The 18,003-nt window shown below is 60.3% G+C and carries 12 protein-coding genes; 7 read left to right on the forward strand and 5 right to left on the reverse strand.

Annotation, left to right across the window (positions count from 1 at the left end; translation table 11 throughout):
- The first annotated feature begins 57 nt into the window (after positions 1 to 57).
- The 3 genes from K5Y35_RS07720 (at position 58) to K5Y35_RS07730 (ending at position 4,377) form a co-directional block, all read left to right on the forward strand.
- The gene (locus K5Y35_RS07720; RefSeq protein ID WP_186743841.1) at positions 58 to 2,931 is read left to right on the forward strand and encodes a putative bifunctional diguanylate cyclase/phosphodiesterase; all 2,874 of its coding nucleotides are present in this window, start codon (positions 58 to 60) and stop codon (positions 2,929 to 2,931) included.
- Between the two features lie 127 nt (positions 2,932 to 3,058).
- On the forward strand, positions 3,059 to 3,925 hold the full coding sequence (gene hexR, locus K5Y35_RS07725; RefSeq protein ID WP_007962240.1) for a transcriptional regulator HexR: 867 nt from the start codon (positions 3,059 to 3,061) through the stop codon (positions 3,923 to 3,925).
- Positions 3,926 to 4,164: 239 nt separating this feature from the next.
- Entirely contained in the window at positions 4,165 to 4,377 is a 213-nt protein-coding gene (locus tag K5Y35_RS07730) for a PA3496 family putative envelope integrity protein (protein WP_222834018.1), read from the forward strand.
- Here K5Y35_RS07730 and K5Y35_RS07735 read toward each other — a convergent pair.
- Complete coding sequence (locus tag K5Y35_RS07735; RefSeq protein ID WP_123469996.1) at positions 4,319 to 5,281, reverse strand: LysR family transcriptional regulator; 963 nt, start codon at positions 5,279 to 5,281, stop codon at positions 4,319 to 4,321. The two genes, K5Y35_RS07730 and K5Y35_RS07735, sit on opposite strands and share 59 nt — an antisense overlap.
- Positions 5,282 to 5,471: 190 nt before the next feature.
- On the opposite strand from K5Y35_RS07735, the gene K5Y35_RS07740 reads away from it, so the two are divergent.
- Complete coding sequence (locus K5Y35_RS07740) at positions 5,472 to 6,887, forward strand: acetyl-CoA carboxylase biotin carboxylase subunit (RefSeq protein WP_123469995.1); 1,416 nt, start codon at positions 5,472 to 5,474, stop codon at positions 6,885 to 6,887.
- A gap of 97 nt (positions 6,888 to 6,984) precedes the next feature.
- Positions 6,985 to 8,793, forward strand: a complete 1,809-nt coding sequence (gene oadA / locus K5Y35_RS07745) for a sodium-extruding oxaloacetate decarboxylase subunit alpha (protein WP_123469993.1) — start codon at positions 6,985 to 6,987, stop codon at positions 8,791 to 8,793.
- A gap of 171 nt (positions 8,794 to 8,964) precedes the next feature.
- On the opposite strand, the gene K5Y35_RS07750 is transcribed toward oadA, so the two are convergent.
- Positions 8,965 to 11,214, reverse strand: a complete 2,250-nt coding sequence (locus tag K5Y35_RS07750; RefSeq protein ID WP_261991327.1) for an autotransporter domain-containing protein — start codon at positions 11,212 to 11,214, stop codon at positions 8,965 to 8,967.
- 198 nt (positions 11,215 to 11,412) lie between these two features.
- Positions 11,413 to 14,370: an autotransporter domain-containing protein gene (locus K5Y35_RS07755; protein ID WP_222834019.1), complete on the reverse strand. Its 2,958-nt coding sequence runs from the start codon at positions 14,368 to 14,370 to the stop codon at positions 11,413 to 11,415.
- Positions 14,371 to 14,599: 229 nt separating this feature from the next.
- Between K5Y35_RS07755 and K5Y35_RS07760 the strand changes: the two genes are divergently transcribed.
- The gene (locus K5Y35_RS07760) at positions 14,600 to 15,952 is read left to right on the forward strand and encodes a type II toxin-antitoxin system HipA family toxin (RefSeq protein ID WP_128613605.1); all 1,353 of its coding nucleotides are present in this window, start codon (positions 14,600 to 14,602) and stop codon (positions 15,950 to 15,952) included.
- Positions 15,949 to 16,227 carry a helix-turn-helix domain-containing protein gene (locus K5Y35_RS07765; RefSeq protein WP_128613606.1) on the forward strand — a complete coding sequence of 93 codons (279 nt, stop codon included), beginning with the start codon at positions 15,949 to 15,951 and terminating at the stop codon, positions 16,225 to 16,227. The genes K5Y35_RS07760 and K5Y35_RS07765 overlap by 4 nt, the downstream gene beginning before the upstream one ends.
- Before the next feature lie 32 nt (positions 16,228 to 16,259).
- On the opposite strand, the gene K5Y35_RS07770 is transcribed toward K5Y35_RS07765, so the two are convergent.
- Both K5Y35_RS07770 and K5Y35_RS07775 read right to left on the reverse strand, forming a co-directional pair.
- Entirely contained in the window at positions 16,260 to 17,096 is an 837-nt protein-coding gene (locus K5Y35_RS07770) for an amino acid ABC transporter permease (protein WP_222834020.1), read from the reverse strand.
- A complete protein-coding gene (locus tag K5Y35_RS07775; protein WP_222834021.1) occupies positions 17,093 to 17,914 on the reverse strand; it encodes an ABC transporter substrate-binding protein in 822 nt (273 codons plus the stop codon). The genes K5Y35_RS07770 and K5Y35_RS07775 overlap by 4 nt, the downstream gene beginning before the upstream one ends.
- Between the last annotated feature and the right edge of the window lie 89 nt (positions 17,915 to 18,003).

Here is an 18,003-nt window from a genome sequence, read left to right on the forward strand (position 1 = left end):
TATGCTCCGTGCACGTTTCGGGCGCACGCCCCCCTTATAAGAACAAGAACGTTGCCCATGACCCTCAGCTCCGAACTGTCGGGCCCCTCTGTGGAACCCCGGGTTATCCGCAAGCACTATGCCGTCGAAATGGCGGTGGAGCGCACGCGCCTGCTGTACCAGGGCTCTCTGTTGCCCACCCTGTTCATGTTGATCAATGGTCTGGTCTGCGCCGCTTTGCTCTGGAGCCCGCAGCGCTACTTCGTGGTCAGTGTCTGGCTGGTGTGGTTGCTGTCGCTGGTGGCGTTGCGCGTGATTCAAGTGGCGGCGTTCGATTCGGCGATACCCAATCGCCAGGCCCAGCCGATCTGGTTCCGCATGTTCCTGCTCGGCTCGACCATGACCGGCCTGACCCTGGCTGGCGCTGGCATTGCCCTGGTGCCGGCCGACAACTTCATGCAGCAGGCCTGGGTGTTCGGCCTGATCGGTGCCGCGACATTGTCGGCCAGTGTCGCCTATGCGGTGAGCCTGCCGGCGTTTCTGTCATTTACCTTGCCGTGCCTGCTGCCGGCGATCGGCTATCTGTTCTGGGGCGGCGACGAGCAGGCGCGCGGCTGGGGCTGGCTGGGCCTGATTCTGCTCGGCTCGCTGAGCGTGGTGGCGTGGCAGGTCAATCGCCTGATTGATCGTGGTTTGCTGCGGCGCTTTCAGAATCAGCACCTGATCGAACATCTTCAGCAGACGCAGTCGCGCAGCGAACAACTCAATCAGGAGCTGGCGCGGGAAATTGAGCAACGGCGTTGCGCCGAAGGCCAGTTGCGCGAAGCGCAGGTCGACCTGGAAGACCGCGTCGCTCAGCGCAGCCGCGAGCTGGACGCCGCCAATCAGGCCCTGAGCAAAAGCGAAGCGCGCCTGGCGCTGGCGCTGAAGGCCAGCGAGCTGGGGTTGTGGGACTGGAACCTGCAGACCGACGAGGTTCATCACACGCAGATTCAGGAGCTGTTCGGCCTCGCCCCGGAATACGTCACGGCCATCCTGCGCGACCTTAAGCCACGCCTGCACCCGGAGGATGTGCCGTCGCTCAAGCACGCCTTGGTCGAGCATTTGAAGGGCCGCACCGAGGACTATCAGATCGAATACCGCGTGCGCCACGGCGATGGTCACTGGGTGTGGATCGAAGACCGTGGCCGCGCCGTTGAACGCAGCGAGAGCGGGCAAGTGATCCGCATGGTCGGCACCCGCCGCGACATCAGTGCCAGCAAAAGCCTCGAAGAGCAGCAGCGCCTGGCGGCGACGGTGTTCGAAGCGGCCAGCGAAGGCATTGTGATCCTCGACCCGAACTACGCGCTGATCGCGATCAATCAGGCCTTCAGCCGGGTGACCGGTTACGACATCGACGACATGCTCGGGCGCAATGTCGTCGAGTTGCCGTGCAGCCGCGATGCCCGTCGGCATTACGTCGCGATCCGCCATGCGCTGGAGCAGCATGGCAGTTGGCAAGGTGAACTGGTGGAAACCCGCAAGAACGGCGAGTTGTATCCACAGTGGCTGCAACTCAATGCAGTGCGCGACAGTCGGGGCAACGTCAGTCATATCGTCGGCTTCTTCGCCGATCTCTCGGCGCGGCGCGAATCCGAAGAGCGCATGCGTTACCTGACGCACTACGATGAACTCACCGGACTGGCCAATCGCTCGCTGTTTCGCGAGCGCCTGCACGAAGCCCACCAACGGGTCCGGCAGGGCGGACGGCGCAGTCTGGCGTTGCTGCACATCAATCTGGATCGTTTCAAATTGCTCAACGACAGCCTCGGCCATGAGATCGCTGACCAGTTGCTGCAAAAAATGTCCCGGCGGCTGGTCAATGCCTTGCCGGAAGCGGACACGATTGCGCGGTTGTCCGGTGACGAATTCGCGGTGCTGTTCGACGCTTACGGCAACCTGTCGAGCCTGGCGCGGGTCGCCACGCGGTTGTCGAGCAAGCTGCGTCTGCCGCTGACCGTCGAAGGGCATGAACTGGTGGTCAGCGCCTCGATGGGCATCAGTATGCTGCCGGACAACGCCCGTGAAATTTCCGCGCTGGTCAGTCAGTCGAACATGGCCATGCAGCATGCCAAGCATCTGGGCGGCAATAATTTCCAGTTCTACACCGACAGCCTGCAGGCCAGCACCCTTGAGCGTCTGCAACTGGAGAACCAGTTGCGCAAAGCTATCGAAGACAAGCAACTGAAGGTGTTCTATCAGCCGAAGTTGTGCCTGGCGACAGGTCGGCTGAATGCGGCTGAGGCTCTGGTGCGCTGGGAACATCCGATTCTGGGGCAGGTACCGCCAGGCGATTTCATCGGGCTGGCCGAAGAAACCGGGTTGATCGGCCCCATCGGCGAGTTCGTCTTGCGTCAGGCGTGTTGGCAGGCGTGCGAATGGCAGCGCGAGGGCCTGGAGGCGATCCGCGTGTCGGTGAACCTCTCGGTGCACCAACTGCGTCAGGGCAAACTGGTCAGCCTGGTGCGGCAGGTGTTGGAGGAGACCGGTCTGGCGCCGCATTTTCTCGAGCTGGAATTGACCGAAAGCCAGTTGCTCGACAGCGTTGAACACATCATTGCGACGTTCCAGCAACTGCGGGATCTGGGGGTGAAACTGGCCATCGACGACTTCGGCACCGGGTATTCGTCGTTGAGTTATCTGAAACGGATTCCGGTGGATTACGTGAAGATCGATCAGGCGTTCATTCGCGGCCTGGGCGAGGGCAGTGAGGATGCGGCGATCACCCGCGCGATCATTGCCATGGCCCACGGACTGTCGTTGAAGGTGGTGGCCGAAGGGGTCGAACGGCCGGAGCAACTGACGTTTTTGCGGGCCGAGGGCTGCGACGAGGTGCAGGGCTATCTGATCAGTCGTCCGGTAGAAGCTGCCGCGCTGGCCGGGCTTTTGCGTGAGCAGGCAAAACCGTTTTAAGTGCTACATGCGCGTCATCACGCCCAATACGGGGACATTGAGTTACGCATTGAGCAGGCAAAAAGCCAATTCATGTAGTATAACTACAAGCGTGCTACATCCTTGCCCATAAGAAGAGTCCAGCCCCTTGAATCTGCTGCAACACATCGCCCAGTCACGTCACCTGTTACGCAAGTCGGAGCTCAAGGTCGCCGACCACGTGCTGCTTGACCCTGCGGCCGTGATGCACAGTTCCATGGCCGATCTGGCCCACAGCGTCGGCATCAGTGAACCGACCATCGTGCGCTTCTGTCGCGCCATCGGTTGTTCAGGTTTTCAGGATCTGAAACTGAAACTGGCGCAGAGCCTGGCTGCCGGTGCCAGTTTTGGTCAGTTCGCGATCCATGAGGACGACTCGGTCGCCGACTACAGCCTGAAGATCTTCGACACCACGCTGCACACCCTGATGGAGGTTCGCGAGAAGCTTGATCCGGTGGAGTTGCAGCGCGCGGTGACGCTGATGTCTCAGGCGCAGCGTGTCGAGTTCTATGGCTTTGGTGCGTCCGGCGCGGTGGCGGCGGATGCGCAGCACAAGTTCTTCCGTTTGCTGCTGACGGCGGCGGCGTACTCCGACCCGCACATGCAGGCGATGTCGGCGGTGACGTTGAAGCCGACCGACGTGGCGATCTGCATTTCCCAGTCCGGGCGCTCCAAGGATCTGCTGATCACCGCCAACCTCGTTCGCGAGAGTGGCGCTTCGCTGATCACCCTGTGCCCAAGCCAGACGCCGTTGGCCGAACTGTCGACCGTCAACCTGGCGATTGATGTGCACGAAGACACCGAGATCTACACGCCGCTGACCTCGCGCATTGCGCATCTGGTGGTGATCGACGTGTTGGCGATGGGCGTGGCGATGGCGCGCGGGCCGAGCCTGGTCAATCACCTGAAGAGCGTCAAGCGCAGTCTGCGCAGCTTGCGCTTGTCGCCGAAAGCCGTAAAAGCGCTGGATGACTGAAATCATCTAAGGTCGTTCCGAACTTAATCGCGAGCAGGCTTGCTCCCACAGGGGATCTTCTGTGAACACACATTTTGTGTCACACCGAGATCAAATGTGGAAGCGAGCCTGCTCGCGAAGGCGTCCTCAGAAACACCACAACCCTGCGCAAGTTTCATCGCACTGTCATCCCCGCGCAGCCAAACCGTCATCCCTCACGCCTATCGTGAAACTCCCGTACTCGCCTTGGGAGACTCGAAATGGCTCAGCCCTACGAAGAACGCAACAGCGCCGCGAAAACCCGTCGTCAACAGGAAGACCAGCGCCGCATGGAATTCCGTCGCGCCATCGAAGATCGCTTCGAACTTCGTCAGCTTCAAAGCGAAATCAGCGATTTTCCCGAGGACATTGAAATCAACTACTGGCAGGCCGTACCGGCAGCTTCCCGTCGAAGCGCTCAACCAGCGCGCTGATCTGCACCCGTTCGCTGCGGATAAACGCCAGGAAGGCGTGCGCCACCGGTGACAGCCGTTTGGCCTTGGCTTGCACCAGGCACCAGCTACGGAACAGCGGCAACTCCTCGACCGGCAACTCCACCAGGCCGCCGGTCGCCAACTCCAGGTTCAGGGCGTGGCGCGTCAATAGCGCCAGGCCCAGACCCGCCACCACGCATTCGCGCTGGGCTTCGGCCGAGGCCACTTCCTGAGTCTGGGTGAAGTGCACGCGTTTCTCCTTGAAGTAGTCCTCGCAGGCCATTCGCGTGCCCGAACCCGGTTCGCGGATCAGCAGTGTGTAGGGTTCAAGGTCCTGCAAACGCAGCGGCCCCATATGCGCCAGCGGATGATCCGGGCGCGCCACGGCGACAATCGGGTTGTTCAGAAAGGGCAGAAACTCCAGGCCCATGTCCTGCGGCACCATCGACATGATCACCAGATCGTCGCGGTTGTCCGAGAGGCGGCGGATCACCTGGCCACGGTTGACCACGGTCAGTTGCAGGTTCACTTCCGGGTGCTGGCGCTTGAAGGCGGCGAACAGGTGCGGCACGAAGTATTTGGCGCTGGATTCCACCGCCAGCTTCAGTTGGCCTTGCAGCGAGCCCTGCATGTCCGACAGCTGCATGTCGAGGTTTTCCAGGCGACCGAAGATGTCCCGGCTGGCCCGCTGCAGGGCTTCGGCAGCCTCGGTCATGTAGAGTTTTTTGCCGACATAATCGAATAATGGCTGGCCGATGAGCTCTTCCAGCTGACGAATCTGTAGGCTGACGGCCGGTTGTGTGAGCGACATTTCTTCAGCCGCACGGCTGTAAGAACGCAAATCACACACTTCGTTGAAGATCTGCAACTGGCGTAATGTCATACGCATCAAGGACTTACGCATTTCTTATAGGCTCTGACGGCAGGCTGATGGTTTAACTATAAGTCTTTGCTTATGCCTGACCCAATTTTTATTCATTTTTGTTAATCCCTTGTGAGCGCTAGTGTGGGGCTGCGACTGAATTGAAACATTTGGTCACGCGTCGACCTGGGTCTAGCAGGTCGTGGTGCCACCGGCTCAAGGGAACCTCCAAGTGATAACAAAGATCCTGATCGCCAACCGTGGTGAGATTGCCGTAAGAATCGTGCGAGCCTGCGCCGAAATGGGCATTCGCTCGGTTGCGATTTTTTCCGACGCCGACCGCCATGCCTTGCATGTGAAGCGTGCGGACGAAGCCCACAGCATCGGTGCCGAGCCACTGGCCGGTTACCTGAACCCGCGCAAGCTGGTGAACCTGGCGGTGGAAACCGGTTGCGATGCATTGCACCCCGGTTACGGCTTCCTCTCGGAAAATGCCGAGTTGGCAGACATCTGTGCCGAACGCGGGATTAAATTCATCGGCCCGTCGGCAGAAGTCATTCGCCGCATGGGCGACAAGACCGAAGCCCGGCGCAGCATGATCAAGGCCGGCGTACCGGTCACCCCGGGCACCGAAGGCAACGTGGCCGACATCAATGAAGCCTTGGCCGAGGGCGACCGCATCGGTTACCCGGTCATGCTCAAGGCCACCTCCGGTGGTGGCGGGCGCGGCATCCGTCGCTGCAACAGCCGCGAAGAACTCGAACAGAATTTCCCTCGGGTGATTTCCGAAGCGACCAAGGCCTTCGGTTCGGCGGAAGTGTTCCTGGAAAAATGCATCGTTAATCCGAAGCACATCGAAGCGCAGATCCTCGGCGACAGCTTCGGCAACGTCGTGCACCTGTTCGAGCGTGACTGCTCGATCCAGCGCCGCAACCAGAAGCTGATCGAGATCGCCCCGAGCCCGCAACTGACCCCGGAACAGCGCGCCTACATCGGCGACCTGTCGGTGCGCGCAGCCAAGGCTGTGGGCTACGAGAACGCTGGCACCGTGGAGTTCCTGCTCGCCGAGGGCGAGGTGTACTTCATGGAGATGAACACCCGGGTGCAGGTGGAACACACCATCACCGAAGAAATCACCGGGATCGACATCGTTCGTGAGCAGATCCGCATCGCCTCCGGCCTGCCGCTGTCAGTGAAGCAGGAAGACATCCAGCACCGTGGCTTCGCGCTGCAGTTCCGGATCAACGCCGAAGACCCGAAGAACAACTTCCTGCCGAGCTTCGGCAAGATCACTCGCTACTACGCTCCCGGCGGCCCCGGCGTGCGCACCGACACGGCGATCTACACCGGCTACACCATTCCGCCGTTCTACGACTCGATGTGCCTGAAACTGGTGGTCTGGGCGCTGACCTGGGAAGAGGCGATGGACCGTGGCCTGCGCGCCCTCGACGACATGCGTCTGCAAGGGGTGAAGACCACCGCCGCGTATTACCAGGAAATCCTGCGCAATCCGGAATTCCGTAGCGGCCAGTTCAATACCAGCTTCGTTGAAAGCCATCCTGAACTGACCAACTACTCGATCAAGCGCAAACCCGAAGAGCTGGCCCTGGCCATCGCCGCCGCCATCGCCGCCCACGCAGGCCTATAAATGCAGCTGCGAGCTGCAGCGACAAGCTTCAAGTGAGAGCGACTCGGCTTTTTCTTGCAGCTCGTAGCTTGAAGCTTGCCGCTATGAGGAGATACCAATGACTAAGAAGATCTTCGTTACCGACACCATCCTGCGCGACGCTCACCAATCGCTGCTCGCCACCCGCATGCGCACCGAAGACATGCTGCCGATCTGCGACAAGCTCGACAAAGTCGGCTACTGGTCGCTGGAATGCTGGGGCGGTGCGACGTTCGACGCCTGCGTACGTTTTCTGAAAGAAGACCCGTGGGAACGCCTGCGCCAACTGCGCTCCGCGCTGCCCAATACCCGTCTGCAAATGCTTCTGCGCGGGCAGAACCTGCTGGGCTACCGCCACTACAGCGACGATGTGGTCAAAGCCTTCGTCGCCAAGGCCGCAGTCAATGGCATCGACGTGTTCCGCATCTTCGATGCGATGAACGACGTGCGTAACCTGCGCGTGGCGATCGAGGCGGTGAAGGCTGCCGGCAAACATGCGCAAGGCACCATCGCCTACACCACCAGCCCGGTGCACACCATCGACGCGTTCGTGGCGCAAGCCAAGCAGATGGAGGCCATGGGTTGCGACTCGGTGGCAATCAAGGACATGGCCGGCCTGCTGACGCCGTACGCCACCGGCGAACTGGTCCGCGCGTTGAAAGCCGAGCAGTCGCTGCCGGTGTTCATCCACTCCCACGACACGGCCGGCCTCGCCGCAATGTGCCAGCTCAAGGCGATCGAAAACGGCGCCGACCACATCGACACCGCGATCTCCAGCTTTGCCTCGGGCACCAGCCACCCAGGCACCGAGTCAATGGTTGCTGCGCTCAAGGGCACCGAGTACGACACCGGTCTGAACCTCGAATTGCTGCAAGAGATCGGCCTGTACTTCTACGCCGTGCGCAAGAAGTACCACCAGTTCGAAAGCGAATTCACCGCCGTCGACACTCGCGTGCAAGTCAACCAGGTGCCGGGCGGGATGATCTCCAACCTCGCCAACCAGTTGAAAGAACAGGGTGCTCTCAACCGCATGGCCGAAGTGCTGGCGGAAATCCCGCGGGTGCGTGAAGACCTCGGCTTCCCGCCACTGGTGACCCCGACCTCGCAGATCGTCGGCACCCAGGCGTTCTTCAACGTGTTGGCCGGCGAGCGTTACAAGACCATCACTAACGAAGTGAAGCTTTACCTGCAAGGCGGCTACGGCAAGGCGCCGGGCGTGGTCAACGAACAGCTGCGTCGTCAGGCTATCGGCAGTGAAGAGGTGATCGACGTACGTCCGGCCGATCTGCTCAAGCCGGAAATGACCAAGCTGCGGGCCGACATCGGCGCGCTGGCGAAGTCCGAAGAAGACGTGCTGACTTTCGCCATGTTCCCGGACATCGGGCGCAAGTTCCTCGAAGAGCGTGCCGCCGGCACCCTCGTTCCGGAAGTGCTGTTGCCGATTCCTGAGGCCGGTGGTGTGGCGAAGGCTGGCGGCGAAGGCGTGCCGACCGAGTTCGTCATCGACGTCCACGGCGAGACTTACCGCGTCGACATCACCGGCGTCGGGGTGAAGGCCGAAGGCAAGCGTCACTTCTACCTGTCCATCGACGGCATGCCGGAAGAAGTGGTGTTCGAACCGCTCAACGAATTTGTCAGCGGCGGTAGCAGCAAACGCAAGCAGGCGTCGGCACCGGGCCACGTCAGCACCACCATGCCGGGCAACATCGTCGATGTGCTGGTCAAGGAAGGCGATACCGTCAAGGCCGGCCAGGCCGTACTGATCACCGAAGCGATGAAGATGGAGACCGAAGTGCAGGCCGCCGTTGCCGGCAAGGTGACCGCCATCCACGTTGCCAAGGGCGACCGCGTCAACCCGGGCGAAATCCTGATCGAGATCGAAGGCTGAGATAACGGCCACGATCAAACGCTTTAAACCTCGGGGGGGCATGGTGCTCCCCTTTTTTTTGCCTGAACACAACGCTCACCTGTAGGGCGGCCGCAGACTGCAAACCTTTGACTTTGATTTTTTAAACCAGATTAAAAGACCGCAGCCTGTGGCAGCACTACCGATCGAGTTTTAGAACGCCATACGCCATTGACCGACGACGCCGTGAGTGCGGCTGTCGGTACCCATTTCACCGGTGACGCCTACGCCCAGCGTGTGGTTGGCGGAAAGCCCGAGGTCGAGGCCGGCATCCACGGACAGGCTGTTACGATCCAGCGCCGCACCGGCAATATCAAAGCGTTTGCCGCCCTTGACCAGTTGTTGGCGGGTATCGTTTTCGATCTCGCCAAAGGTGTGTTTCCAGCCGGTGCTCAGGCGCGGTGTCAGACGCATGCCGTTGTCGAGGATGCTGGTTTTGGCAACGCGAACTCCGAAGGTGCTACTGAGGTTGGCGCGCGTCTGGCCGAAGACTCTCAGCGCCGCATCGCCACCCTTTTCGCTATAGCTGTCGCGTTGGTAGCGTTGAAAACCGAGGCCGGCGAACGGCTCGAGCGTCACGTTGTTGCGGCCAAGATTGAAACCCAGTTCGGCAAAGGCTTGCTGGGTATTGACGTCGTAGGCGCCTTTGAGGCGATCACTGAAATCATTGAACGCCACGCGTCGTTTGCTGCTGCCGGCATGGCTTGCGTAGGTGGCGCCCAGGCGCAGAGCCATCGGTCCGTCCTGACGCACGGCATAAGCACCGAGGTGCCAGCTGTCGAGGTCGCCGTCGTATTGACGGGCGTCGAGTTTTGTCTGGGATTTCCCGCCGATCAATCCGACGTGCCATTGCTCATCGAGACGCCAGTCAGCACCGATGACCAGGCCTTGGGTCGCGTGCTTCAGGGCGCTGTCAGCGTCATGATCAACCTTGCCGCCATGGCCGAGCGCCTGAACCCAGACTCTGCCGGTATCAGCCGCGCCAGCGGCCTGGCGCGGCGAACTGGCGGAGCCATGGGTTGTGCCCGAGCGGGTGTTCAGCTGGTGCATGGCCGAGAGCATGCTTTTGCTCACGGGAGTGAGGCTGCTGAGTGTCGCCTTGGCGAGGTTGGCGTTGCTGCTGCCGGCGAGCTGTTCAATGGCGATCGGGGCGGACGCGCGGGTGCTACTCACGAGCGCTTGCACGGCGGTGTTGAGGGTTGCCGTCATCGGCGTATCAACGCTGCGCGCCAACGCCTGGCCACTGGCGGACTCCGCCAGTCGTTCGAGTGCCAGATCGTTGCGTTTGTACGTTAACGCTACGGCAGTGTCAGTGTACGAAAGCGTTGGCGTCAGGAAGGCCAGGTTAGTGCTGACCCGGCCGAATTCGCCTTCGATTTTTCCTGCAAACAGAATGGGGTGAGTGGCACTGTTGGCGTAGTCGCCGGGGGCGGCAAAAACCTGAACGCTGGCATTTGCCAGCGTTGCTGTGCCTTCTACCAGAACGGGGGTCGAAAACTGGTCAGCCGTCACTCCGTAGGAGTAAGTCGCGGTTTCGGTGAATTCCAGGTTGCCTTTGACGATTGGCGAACCGATTTCGGTATTGGCGACCAGTGCGCCTTGGACATATAAGTTGGAGACTTTGCCGTTCCCGCCGTACACGGCGGATTCGTCGACATAGGCATCGCCTTCAATCGAGCCGTTGTTCATCAGGCTGGCACCGGCCTGGACCTCGGCCGATCCCTGGAACTCATCGTGCAATTGCCATTTCCCTCGCGCGACACGTAGACCGGCAAAATTTGCGGTTGCCCCGATCTCTCCGCCTTCGGAAGCGTTCAGCAGTAATCCGTTCTTGCCTGCGCCGCCGTCGAGCCGGCCCTCCCATCGGGCGCCGTTGTTGATAACAAGCAAGTCGTCCGCCTCACCGAGTTGCAACGAAACACCTTCAACGTTTTCAATTGCTTGCGAGATAAACGAGATCTGAGTGGTGTAGGCATTCTGAAATTCGTCGAACGAATCGTCATCCAGCTCTGCTATCTCTGTTTCTCCAGTCTCAGGCTCGGGGAATTCGAGAAACTCATAGAAGGCGTCATCGAACTCGACAACCGCTTTGGCCGCTTCGACCACTGGCAATCGCGTTATCGCGTCTTCACGCGGCTCATTGATGGCTGGACGGGTATGCTCCATCGGGCCGATAAAATCCGGAATCTCAAAGAGATCGACGAAGGGCTCCGGTTGTTCGATGGCTGCATCAGGCAGGGCGGGGGCAACCTTTTTGGGGAGCCTTTTACGTGTTTTGGTTCCTTCTGCAGCGGTGACAACAGGTTCTTCTGCCTGTTGAGCGACGGAGCTCTCCACGCAGCAAACGGTCAGTGCAATCGCTAACGCCAGATGTTTCGGTTTGAATGTGTGTTGAACGGGCATCAAGTACGGCCTCTTTTGACAGGAGGCCAAACTCTAGGGAGATACCGCAAACTTCGATGTCGGCTGCTTCCCACGGAATTGCAGGGGACATCGGATCATTCTGTAGAAATTCACCGCCTGAGTCGGAACCGTTGTTTTTACGCGGTTCTGCCGATCCCTTTTCCTACAAGTAAACGGGACGACGCCTGCTAGCAAATATCAAAAACTCATTTGCCACTGCCCGATCAAACCGTGGTTGCGACTGTTGTTGCCCAACTCGCCGCGGTACCCCAGCCCCAGCGTATGCCGCGCAGAGACGCCCACGTCGAGGCCGGCTTCGAGCAGCAGGCTGTCGCGATCCAGTGCGCTGCCATCGACATTAAACGCAGTGCCGCCGGTCACGAACGCCTGACGCGTCGAACTGCTGACATCGCCGTACGTGTGCTTCCAGCCGAGAGCCATGCGTGGGGTCACGCTCATGCCGTTGTCCAGGCTGCTCAGGTGCGCCAGACGCAGACCGAGGCTGCTGCTGAAGTTGTCCTGGCTCTGGCTGTCGACCTGCAGCGCGGCGGCGCCGCCCTTTTCCTTGTAGCTGTCGCGGTGGTAGCGCTGGTAGCCGAGGCTGGCATACGGTTCGGCGCTGAGGCGACCGCTGCCCATGGCGTAACCGAGTTCGGCGAAGGCTTGCTGGCTGTCGGCGTCGTAGTCGCCTTTGGGCCGGTCGCTGAAACCGTTGAAGGCGATGGTGCGTTTGCTTTCGCCCTGATGGCCGCTGTAGGCCGCCCCCAGACGCAGCGACATCGGGCCATTTTGATGCAATGCATATACACCGGCGTGCCAGCTCTCGACGTTGCCGTCGACGCCGGTCGCGTCCAGATCGGTTTTCGAATAACCGCCCAGTACACCCAGGCGCCACGCCGGATTCAGCGACCAGTCGGCGCCGAGCACGCTGCCCTTGGTGCGTTGTTCGAGACCACTGCTGCCCTGTTCGCCGTCAAGCTTGCCGTAGCCACCGATGCCTTGCAGCCAGAGTCGGCCGCGAGCGTTCGGGTCATTCAGGTTGCGCGCCTCGGACGGCACGCCGTTGGCCGCCAGCACCGGCGTGTCGCGTTGATCGAGGCTGACCAGCAGTCCCGGGCTGCCGCCCATCTGCTGCAGCGCCGAGAGCATGCTGTTGCCGACCTGACTGCTGGCGCCAAGTGTGGCGCTGGTCAGGTTGGCGTTGCTGGTGCCGGCCAGTTGCTCGACGGCCGCGCTGGCGGTGCTTTGCGTGGTGTTGAGCAAGGCGTTGTACAGCGCCGTTTGCGTGCCCAGCGAGGCCAGGCTGTTGGCGGCGTTGCGGCCGTTGCCGGTGGCGGCGAATTCGCTGAATGCCACGTCGTTGCGGGTGTACGTCAGATCGACCTGCGTCGGCGTGTAGGCGAGGGTCGGCGTCAGGAACGCATAGTCGCTGGTGACCTGGCCGAAACGGCCGTTGACCTGCGCCGCTTGCAGCACGGTGTAATGATTCTGCCACGGCCAGGTGCCGCTGCCGGGATTGACCGCCAGTGTTGCACCGTTCAGGTTGGCCGTGCCGCCGACCTGCACCGGCGCACTGCTGCCGTCGGCGTTGACGCCGTAGGCGAGGGTGGCGTCGCTGCCCAGGTTCAAGTCATGCACGATGGTTGCGCGGCCGAGCCGGGTGTCAGTACGCAGGGTGCCGTTGACGGTGAGGCTGCCGACCGAGCCGCCCCCGGCATACACACCGCCGGTATCGACGGTCAGATTGCCGGCAATGCCGCCCTGGTTGATCAGCGTCGCGCCATTGCGCACTGCACCGCCGTCGCTGAAGTCATCATGGCCGGTCAGCGTCCACGCGCCTTGCCTGACCTCCAGCCACTCGAAGTTGCGACTGCTGCCGAAGTTGCCACCCGCCGGGTCATCCATCACCACCCGGTCATAACCGCTGCCACCGTCGACCACGCCGATGAAGCGGCTGCCGCTGCGCAAGGTCAGGTTGTCATTGCCGCCGCCCAGATCCAGCGCCAGGCCATTGCTGCCGCTGAAGGTGCCGCCGTTGATGACGTTGTCGGCGAACTCGCCGACAAACTTCACACCGAAACCGGCGAGGCCCTGGATGCTGCCGAAGTTTTCCAGTGTGGTTGCCGCCAGCCCGGAACCGCCGCTGCCGTCGTCCACCAAAATCGCGCTGTTGGCGCCACTGATCAGCGCGCCGCTGGCATTGAGGATGTAACCGCCGCCCAGTGCGATGCCTTCACTGCCATTGGCGAAACCGCCCTTGTCCACGCCGCCGGCGCCGACGCCTTGGAGGGTGCCGTAGTTTTCGATGTGGGCGATCTTGTCGATGTCCACACCGTCGCCGTCACCATTGGCTTGCAGCCCGGAATAGGCCCCGGTGATGGTGCCGTGGTTGATCACTGTGCCATCGCCGTCGGAGCCGAAGCCCGAGCCATTGCGCCCGCTGATCTGCCCGTAGTTGATCAGCGTCGCGCCAAGGTCGGTGGTGATGCCGTGACGGCCACCGGAAATCACCCCGTAGTTGGTGATGCTGACACCGTTGGCGGAATCAATGTCGATGCCGTCGAACTTCTCGTCGGCGTTGTGCGAATCCCCGGTGGAGATCTCGCCGTAGTTGCTGATGGTCGCATGGGCGCCGGTTTTCATGCCGTCGCTGGCATCGCCGCGGATCAATCCGCCCGCGCGGTTGATAATGGTGGTTGTTACCCCTTCGCTGCGCAGGGCATCAAGGTCCAGGCCCTGGCCGGTGGTCGAGCGAATGATGCCGCTGTTGTCGATCAGCAGGCTGCCGCTGACGAAGTTGCTGTCGACACGCAAGGCGTCGTTGGCGCCGAGAATCTGCCCGCCGCTGCGGTTGTATATCTGATAGTTGCGCGCCCGGGTCAGGTCGCCGCTGCTGTCGATTGCGCGGCCACCCGTGGAGATGATTTTGCCCGCATTGTCGATCACCACGCCGACCCCGCTGGTGCTGTCTTTCAGGCTCACGGCCTTGCCGCTGTTGGTGATGCTGCCCGGCGCCGAAATCGTCAGCGTGTCACTGCCGCCGAGAGTCTGCGATGCCGTGGTGGCGGTGTCGATCTGCACGGTTTTGCCGTGAGCAGTGGTGGCCGAGATCAGCAGGGCGATGGTGAGGGACAGACGCTGAGGCGGGAACGGCATGGTCGGACGGCCTTTTTGTTATAAGCGGGTCGTCCTGTATAGCGAAGGGTTTTTACAGAATGATGTCGGTGACTGATCTGCATTATTTTGCATTCGGATGGTGGTAATAAGGATTTAATCTGCAATTTGTTGCAGATTTAGGGAGAGCTGTCAGGCTTTGAATGCACTATATTGCATCTGGTATGAAGGAAAGCTCTGCTGAAATGCATTTCAATGCAGGTGGGAAGGCATGTACAACCTGACATTACAGATATTCACGGCGGGTAAATGGCAAGACGCGATGATTCTGAGCTTCGACGATCCTGAAAAGGGTTTCGAGAGTCGCTGCAGTTTTGGTTACGAGACGGCCTACCTTGCTGAAAATATTGAAGCCATGGGCTCTCCGTTTTCCAGGGCGGTGAGTGCGTTGTACCCACTGGATTGGGACGGCCATCGTTCCAAAACGCCGGCATTTGTGCACGACATTGCCCCCGCAGGGGCCGCCAAACGCTTTTTACTTGAGCGTCTAGGTCGAGAAAAACCGGCGAACATCAGCGCCGATCTATATCTGCTCGGTCGCAGTACTCCAGCCCCCATCGGCAATATGCGCATAAAAGAGTCGGCCGAGGCTGTCGATGAGCGCAAGCCAATCGGATTCAAGCGTGAGGATGTCGTCCACCGTGACAACCGTTTCCTCGAATATGCCTATGAGCTGGGTGCGGCAATCGGTGGAGCTACAGGCGCGGGTGGTGAGGCACCGAAGCTTTTATTGGCCGAGAACAAGGCTGGTCTCCTGTACCCCGATGCCGTATTGGATGACGACAAAGTCAGACAACATTGGTTTGTGAAATTTGCCAGAAACAGAGGCGGTTTGACCGATCAAGACATCCTGCGAAGCGAATTCCATTACTACAAGGCGCTTCAGAAACTCGGCATCGAAACGATCGCAGCCGAAGGCTTGGCACTGGAAGAAGCGAACAAGCCAAGTTTGTGGATGCAGCGTTTTGATCGCAAGGTAAGGGACGGTGATGTAAGCCGCTTGGCTGTGGAGTCGATTTACTCGTTGGCTCAAGTGACGACGCCGGGAAGTGCGATGAACCATATGGAGGTTATCCGCATGCTCGCCGGGCTTTGGCGCCAAGCAGGGCAGGCCAGTCAGATACCCGCTCTTGTGACGGACTACTTACGTCGGGATCTGATCAACAAGATTCTTGGTAACTCGGATAACCATGGTCGCAACACCGCGATCATTCGTCAGGCAAACACATTTCGTTTGGCGCCGATTTATGACCTGGCCCCGATGGTCATGGATGACGAAGGCGTGACCCGTACGACCAAATGGCCTAGAGATCTGGAGAGGGCTGGAGACGTGGATTGGCGTGGAGTGTGCCGTGCGTTGGCGGATATTGCTGAACCCAATGACCCATTGGCAGCGCTATGTGATGCGCCAGCGCTTTTCGAACGATTGCGCGAAGATGCCCAACGTCTGGCGGCACTGCCCGACATACTGACGGCGAGTGGTTTGCCCGACAGAACCATGAACCACCCAGGCATTCATCTGAAAAATCTGGAGCAACGCTTGAAAGAGTGGGATCTGCAATGACCATGACGGTTGCCGAGCGCACTGTGCTCATCGAAAGCATTCAAGAGGCGCTGGCCCAGGGGACGCTGGAGATCGGTGAGGCCGTTCGCCGTTTGCGCGTGGAAGTGACCGGTCTGCATCAGACCCAGTTTGCGAAGATGTGCAAAATATCGGTGCGTACGCTGGTTCATATCGAACACGGTGAGGGCAATCAGACACTTAAATCGTTGAATGCAGTGTTTCGTCCGTTTGGACTGAAAATGGGCGTTGTGCGGGTGCGCCGAGAGATCAATTAAAACCCGACGCTGCCCGCAATGTTCCGATCGCCCTAGCTGCGACGCACGTAAGCCTTGCCGTAGTGCCGTTCCATCCGCGCCTGAATCAGCTCCAGCCCGATCGACATCAGCCAGTAAATGATCGCTGCGGTCGTCAGCATTTCGATGTAGCGGTAGCTTGAGCGCCCATAGGATTGCGCCAGAAACATCACTTCCCAGACCCCCATCACCGAAATCAGTGACGAGTCCTTGAGCATCGAGATGAATTGGTTGGTCGTGGGCGGAATGATCGTGCGCATGGCTTGCGGCAGGGTGATCCGCCAGAAAATCACCGTCTCGCGCATCCCCAATGCCAGCGACGCTTCGCGCTGGCCGTGATCGACCCCGAGGATGCCGGCGCGGAAGATTTCGCTCAGATAGGCGCCGTAGTTCAGCGACAAGGCGATGATGCCGGCCACAATCGCGCCGGGCACGATACCCAGTTGCGGCAAGCCCAGGTAGATCAGCAGGATCTGGATGAGCAGTGGCGTGCCGCGAAAGAACGAGGTGTAAAAACTGGCGATGCCGAACGCCACGGCGCTTTTCGACAGGCGTGCCAGTGCCGTGATGAAGCCCAGCAGCGACGAGGCGATGATCGAGCACAGACAGAGGAACAGCGTCAGCGCCGCCCCTTGCAGAAAACCGTTGGGCGCCAGGTGCAGGCCGACCAGATTGGGCAGTTTGTCGAGGATGATCGAGAACTTCAGGTCGAAGCTCAGGAAGAACCCGGCGAACAGGCAGAACAGCGCTGCCCAGGTCAGGTACAGCCGCGTACGGAAACCGAACATGCGTTGCAGGCGTGATTCAGCCACCGGTTGCGGTGGCTGTGGAGGTGTCGGGAAAGCAGTCATTGGCTGATATCGGCGCCGATCCATTTTTGCGACAGTTGGCTCAGGGTGCCGTCCTGTTTCAGTTGCGCGAAGACCTCGCGAACTTTGGCATCCCATTGCGCGTCACCCTTTTCGATGGCCACCGAATTCGGCTCCGAGTACAGCGCCGGACCCGCCAGCTTGAAGCGTTTGTCTTGGTTCAGGCGCGGCTGTGCGGTGACGAGGTTGGTGAGAATCGCATCCAGGCGCACGCCGGCGCCCAGCCCCAAGTCCTGGAAGGCGACGTTATCGGTGTCGTACGGCGCGATCTGCACATCGTCGAACGGGTACTGCAACTGCGTGTCTTCGGCGCCTTCGATCACCAGGTTCTTGTTCAGATAGCTTTCGTAGCTGGACGCGCTGGTGAGGCCGACCTTTTTGCCACTCAGGTCCTTGGCGTCGTGGATGCGCTCATCCTTGGCATTGACCACGATCACCGCTGGCGAAGCGTAGTACTCGACGGGGAAATCGAACACTTCGGCGCGGGCCTTGCTCGGCGTCATCGAGCAGATGCAGATATCGTAGCGCCCGCTCCAGCGGCCGGCGGCAATGACGTCCCAGGACGGCGTTTCGAGTCGCAACTTGACCCCCAGTTTTTCCGCCACAGCCTTGGCGACATCCACGTCGAAGCCGTCGAGTTGGTTCTGGTCATTGAGGAACGAGAACGGTGGATAGCTTTCCATCAGCACGCCGACCAGCTCTTTCTTTTGCTCGATACGGTCCAGCGTTGTGCCACCAACGGCTTGCGTGGAGGCGGCCAGAATCGTCAGGCCCAGGGCCAGTAGCGGTTGAAATTTCACAGTCGATCCCTGAGCAAAAAAGAGGTTGTTATTAACCGGATGGTGCGTATTAAATAGTTATAAGAACGACTCCGATAGTGAGTTATTTT

Source organism: Pseudomonas sp. SC3(2021), from assembly GCF_019856535.1.
Classification (GTDB): domain Bacteria; phylum Pseudomonadota; class Gammaproteobacteria; order Pseudomonadales; family Pseudomonadaceae; genus Aquipseudomonas; species Aquipseudomonas monsensis.

Coding starts and splice junctions, on each gene's coding strand:
- K5Y35_RS07720 (WP_186743841.1), top strand. CDS start 58: ATGACCCTCAGCTCCGAACTGTCGGGCCCCTCTGTGGAACCCCGGGTT.
- K5Y35_RS07730 (WP_222834018.1), top strand. CDS start 4,165: ATGGCTCAGCCCTACGAAGAACGCAACAGCGCCGCGAAAACCCGTCGT.
- K5Y35_RS07735 (WP_123469996.1), bottom strand. CDS start 5,281: ATGCGTAAGTCCTTGATGCGTATGACATTACGCCAGTTGCAGATCTTC.
- oadA (WP_123469993.1), top strand. CDS start 6,985: ATGACTAAGAAGATCTTCGTTACCGACACCATCCTGCGCGACGCTCAC.
- K5Y35_RS07750 (WP_261991327.1), bottom strand. CDS start 11,214: ATGCCCGTTCAACACACATTCAAACCGAAACATCTGGCGTTAGCGATT.
- K5Y35_RS07755 (WP_222834019.1), bottom strand. CDS start 14,370: ATGCCGTTCCCGCCTCAGCGTCTGTCCCTCACCATCGCCCTGCTGATC.
- K5Y35_RS07760 (WP_128613605.1), top strand. CDS start 14,600: ATGTACAACCTGACATTACAGATATTCACGGCGGGTAAATGGCAAGAC.
- K5Y35_RS07765 (WP_128613606.1), top strand. CDS start 15,949: ATGACCATGACGGTTGCCGAGCGCACTGTGCTCATCGAAAGCATTCAA.
- K5Y35_RS07770 (WP_222834020.1), bottom strand. CDS start 17,096: ATGACTGCTTTCCCGACACCTCCACAGCCACCGCAACCGGTGGCTGAA.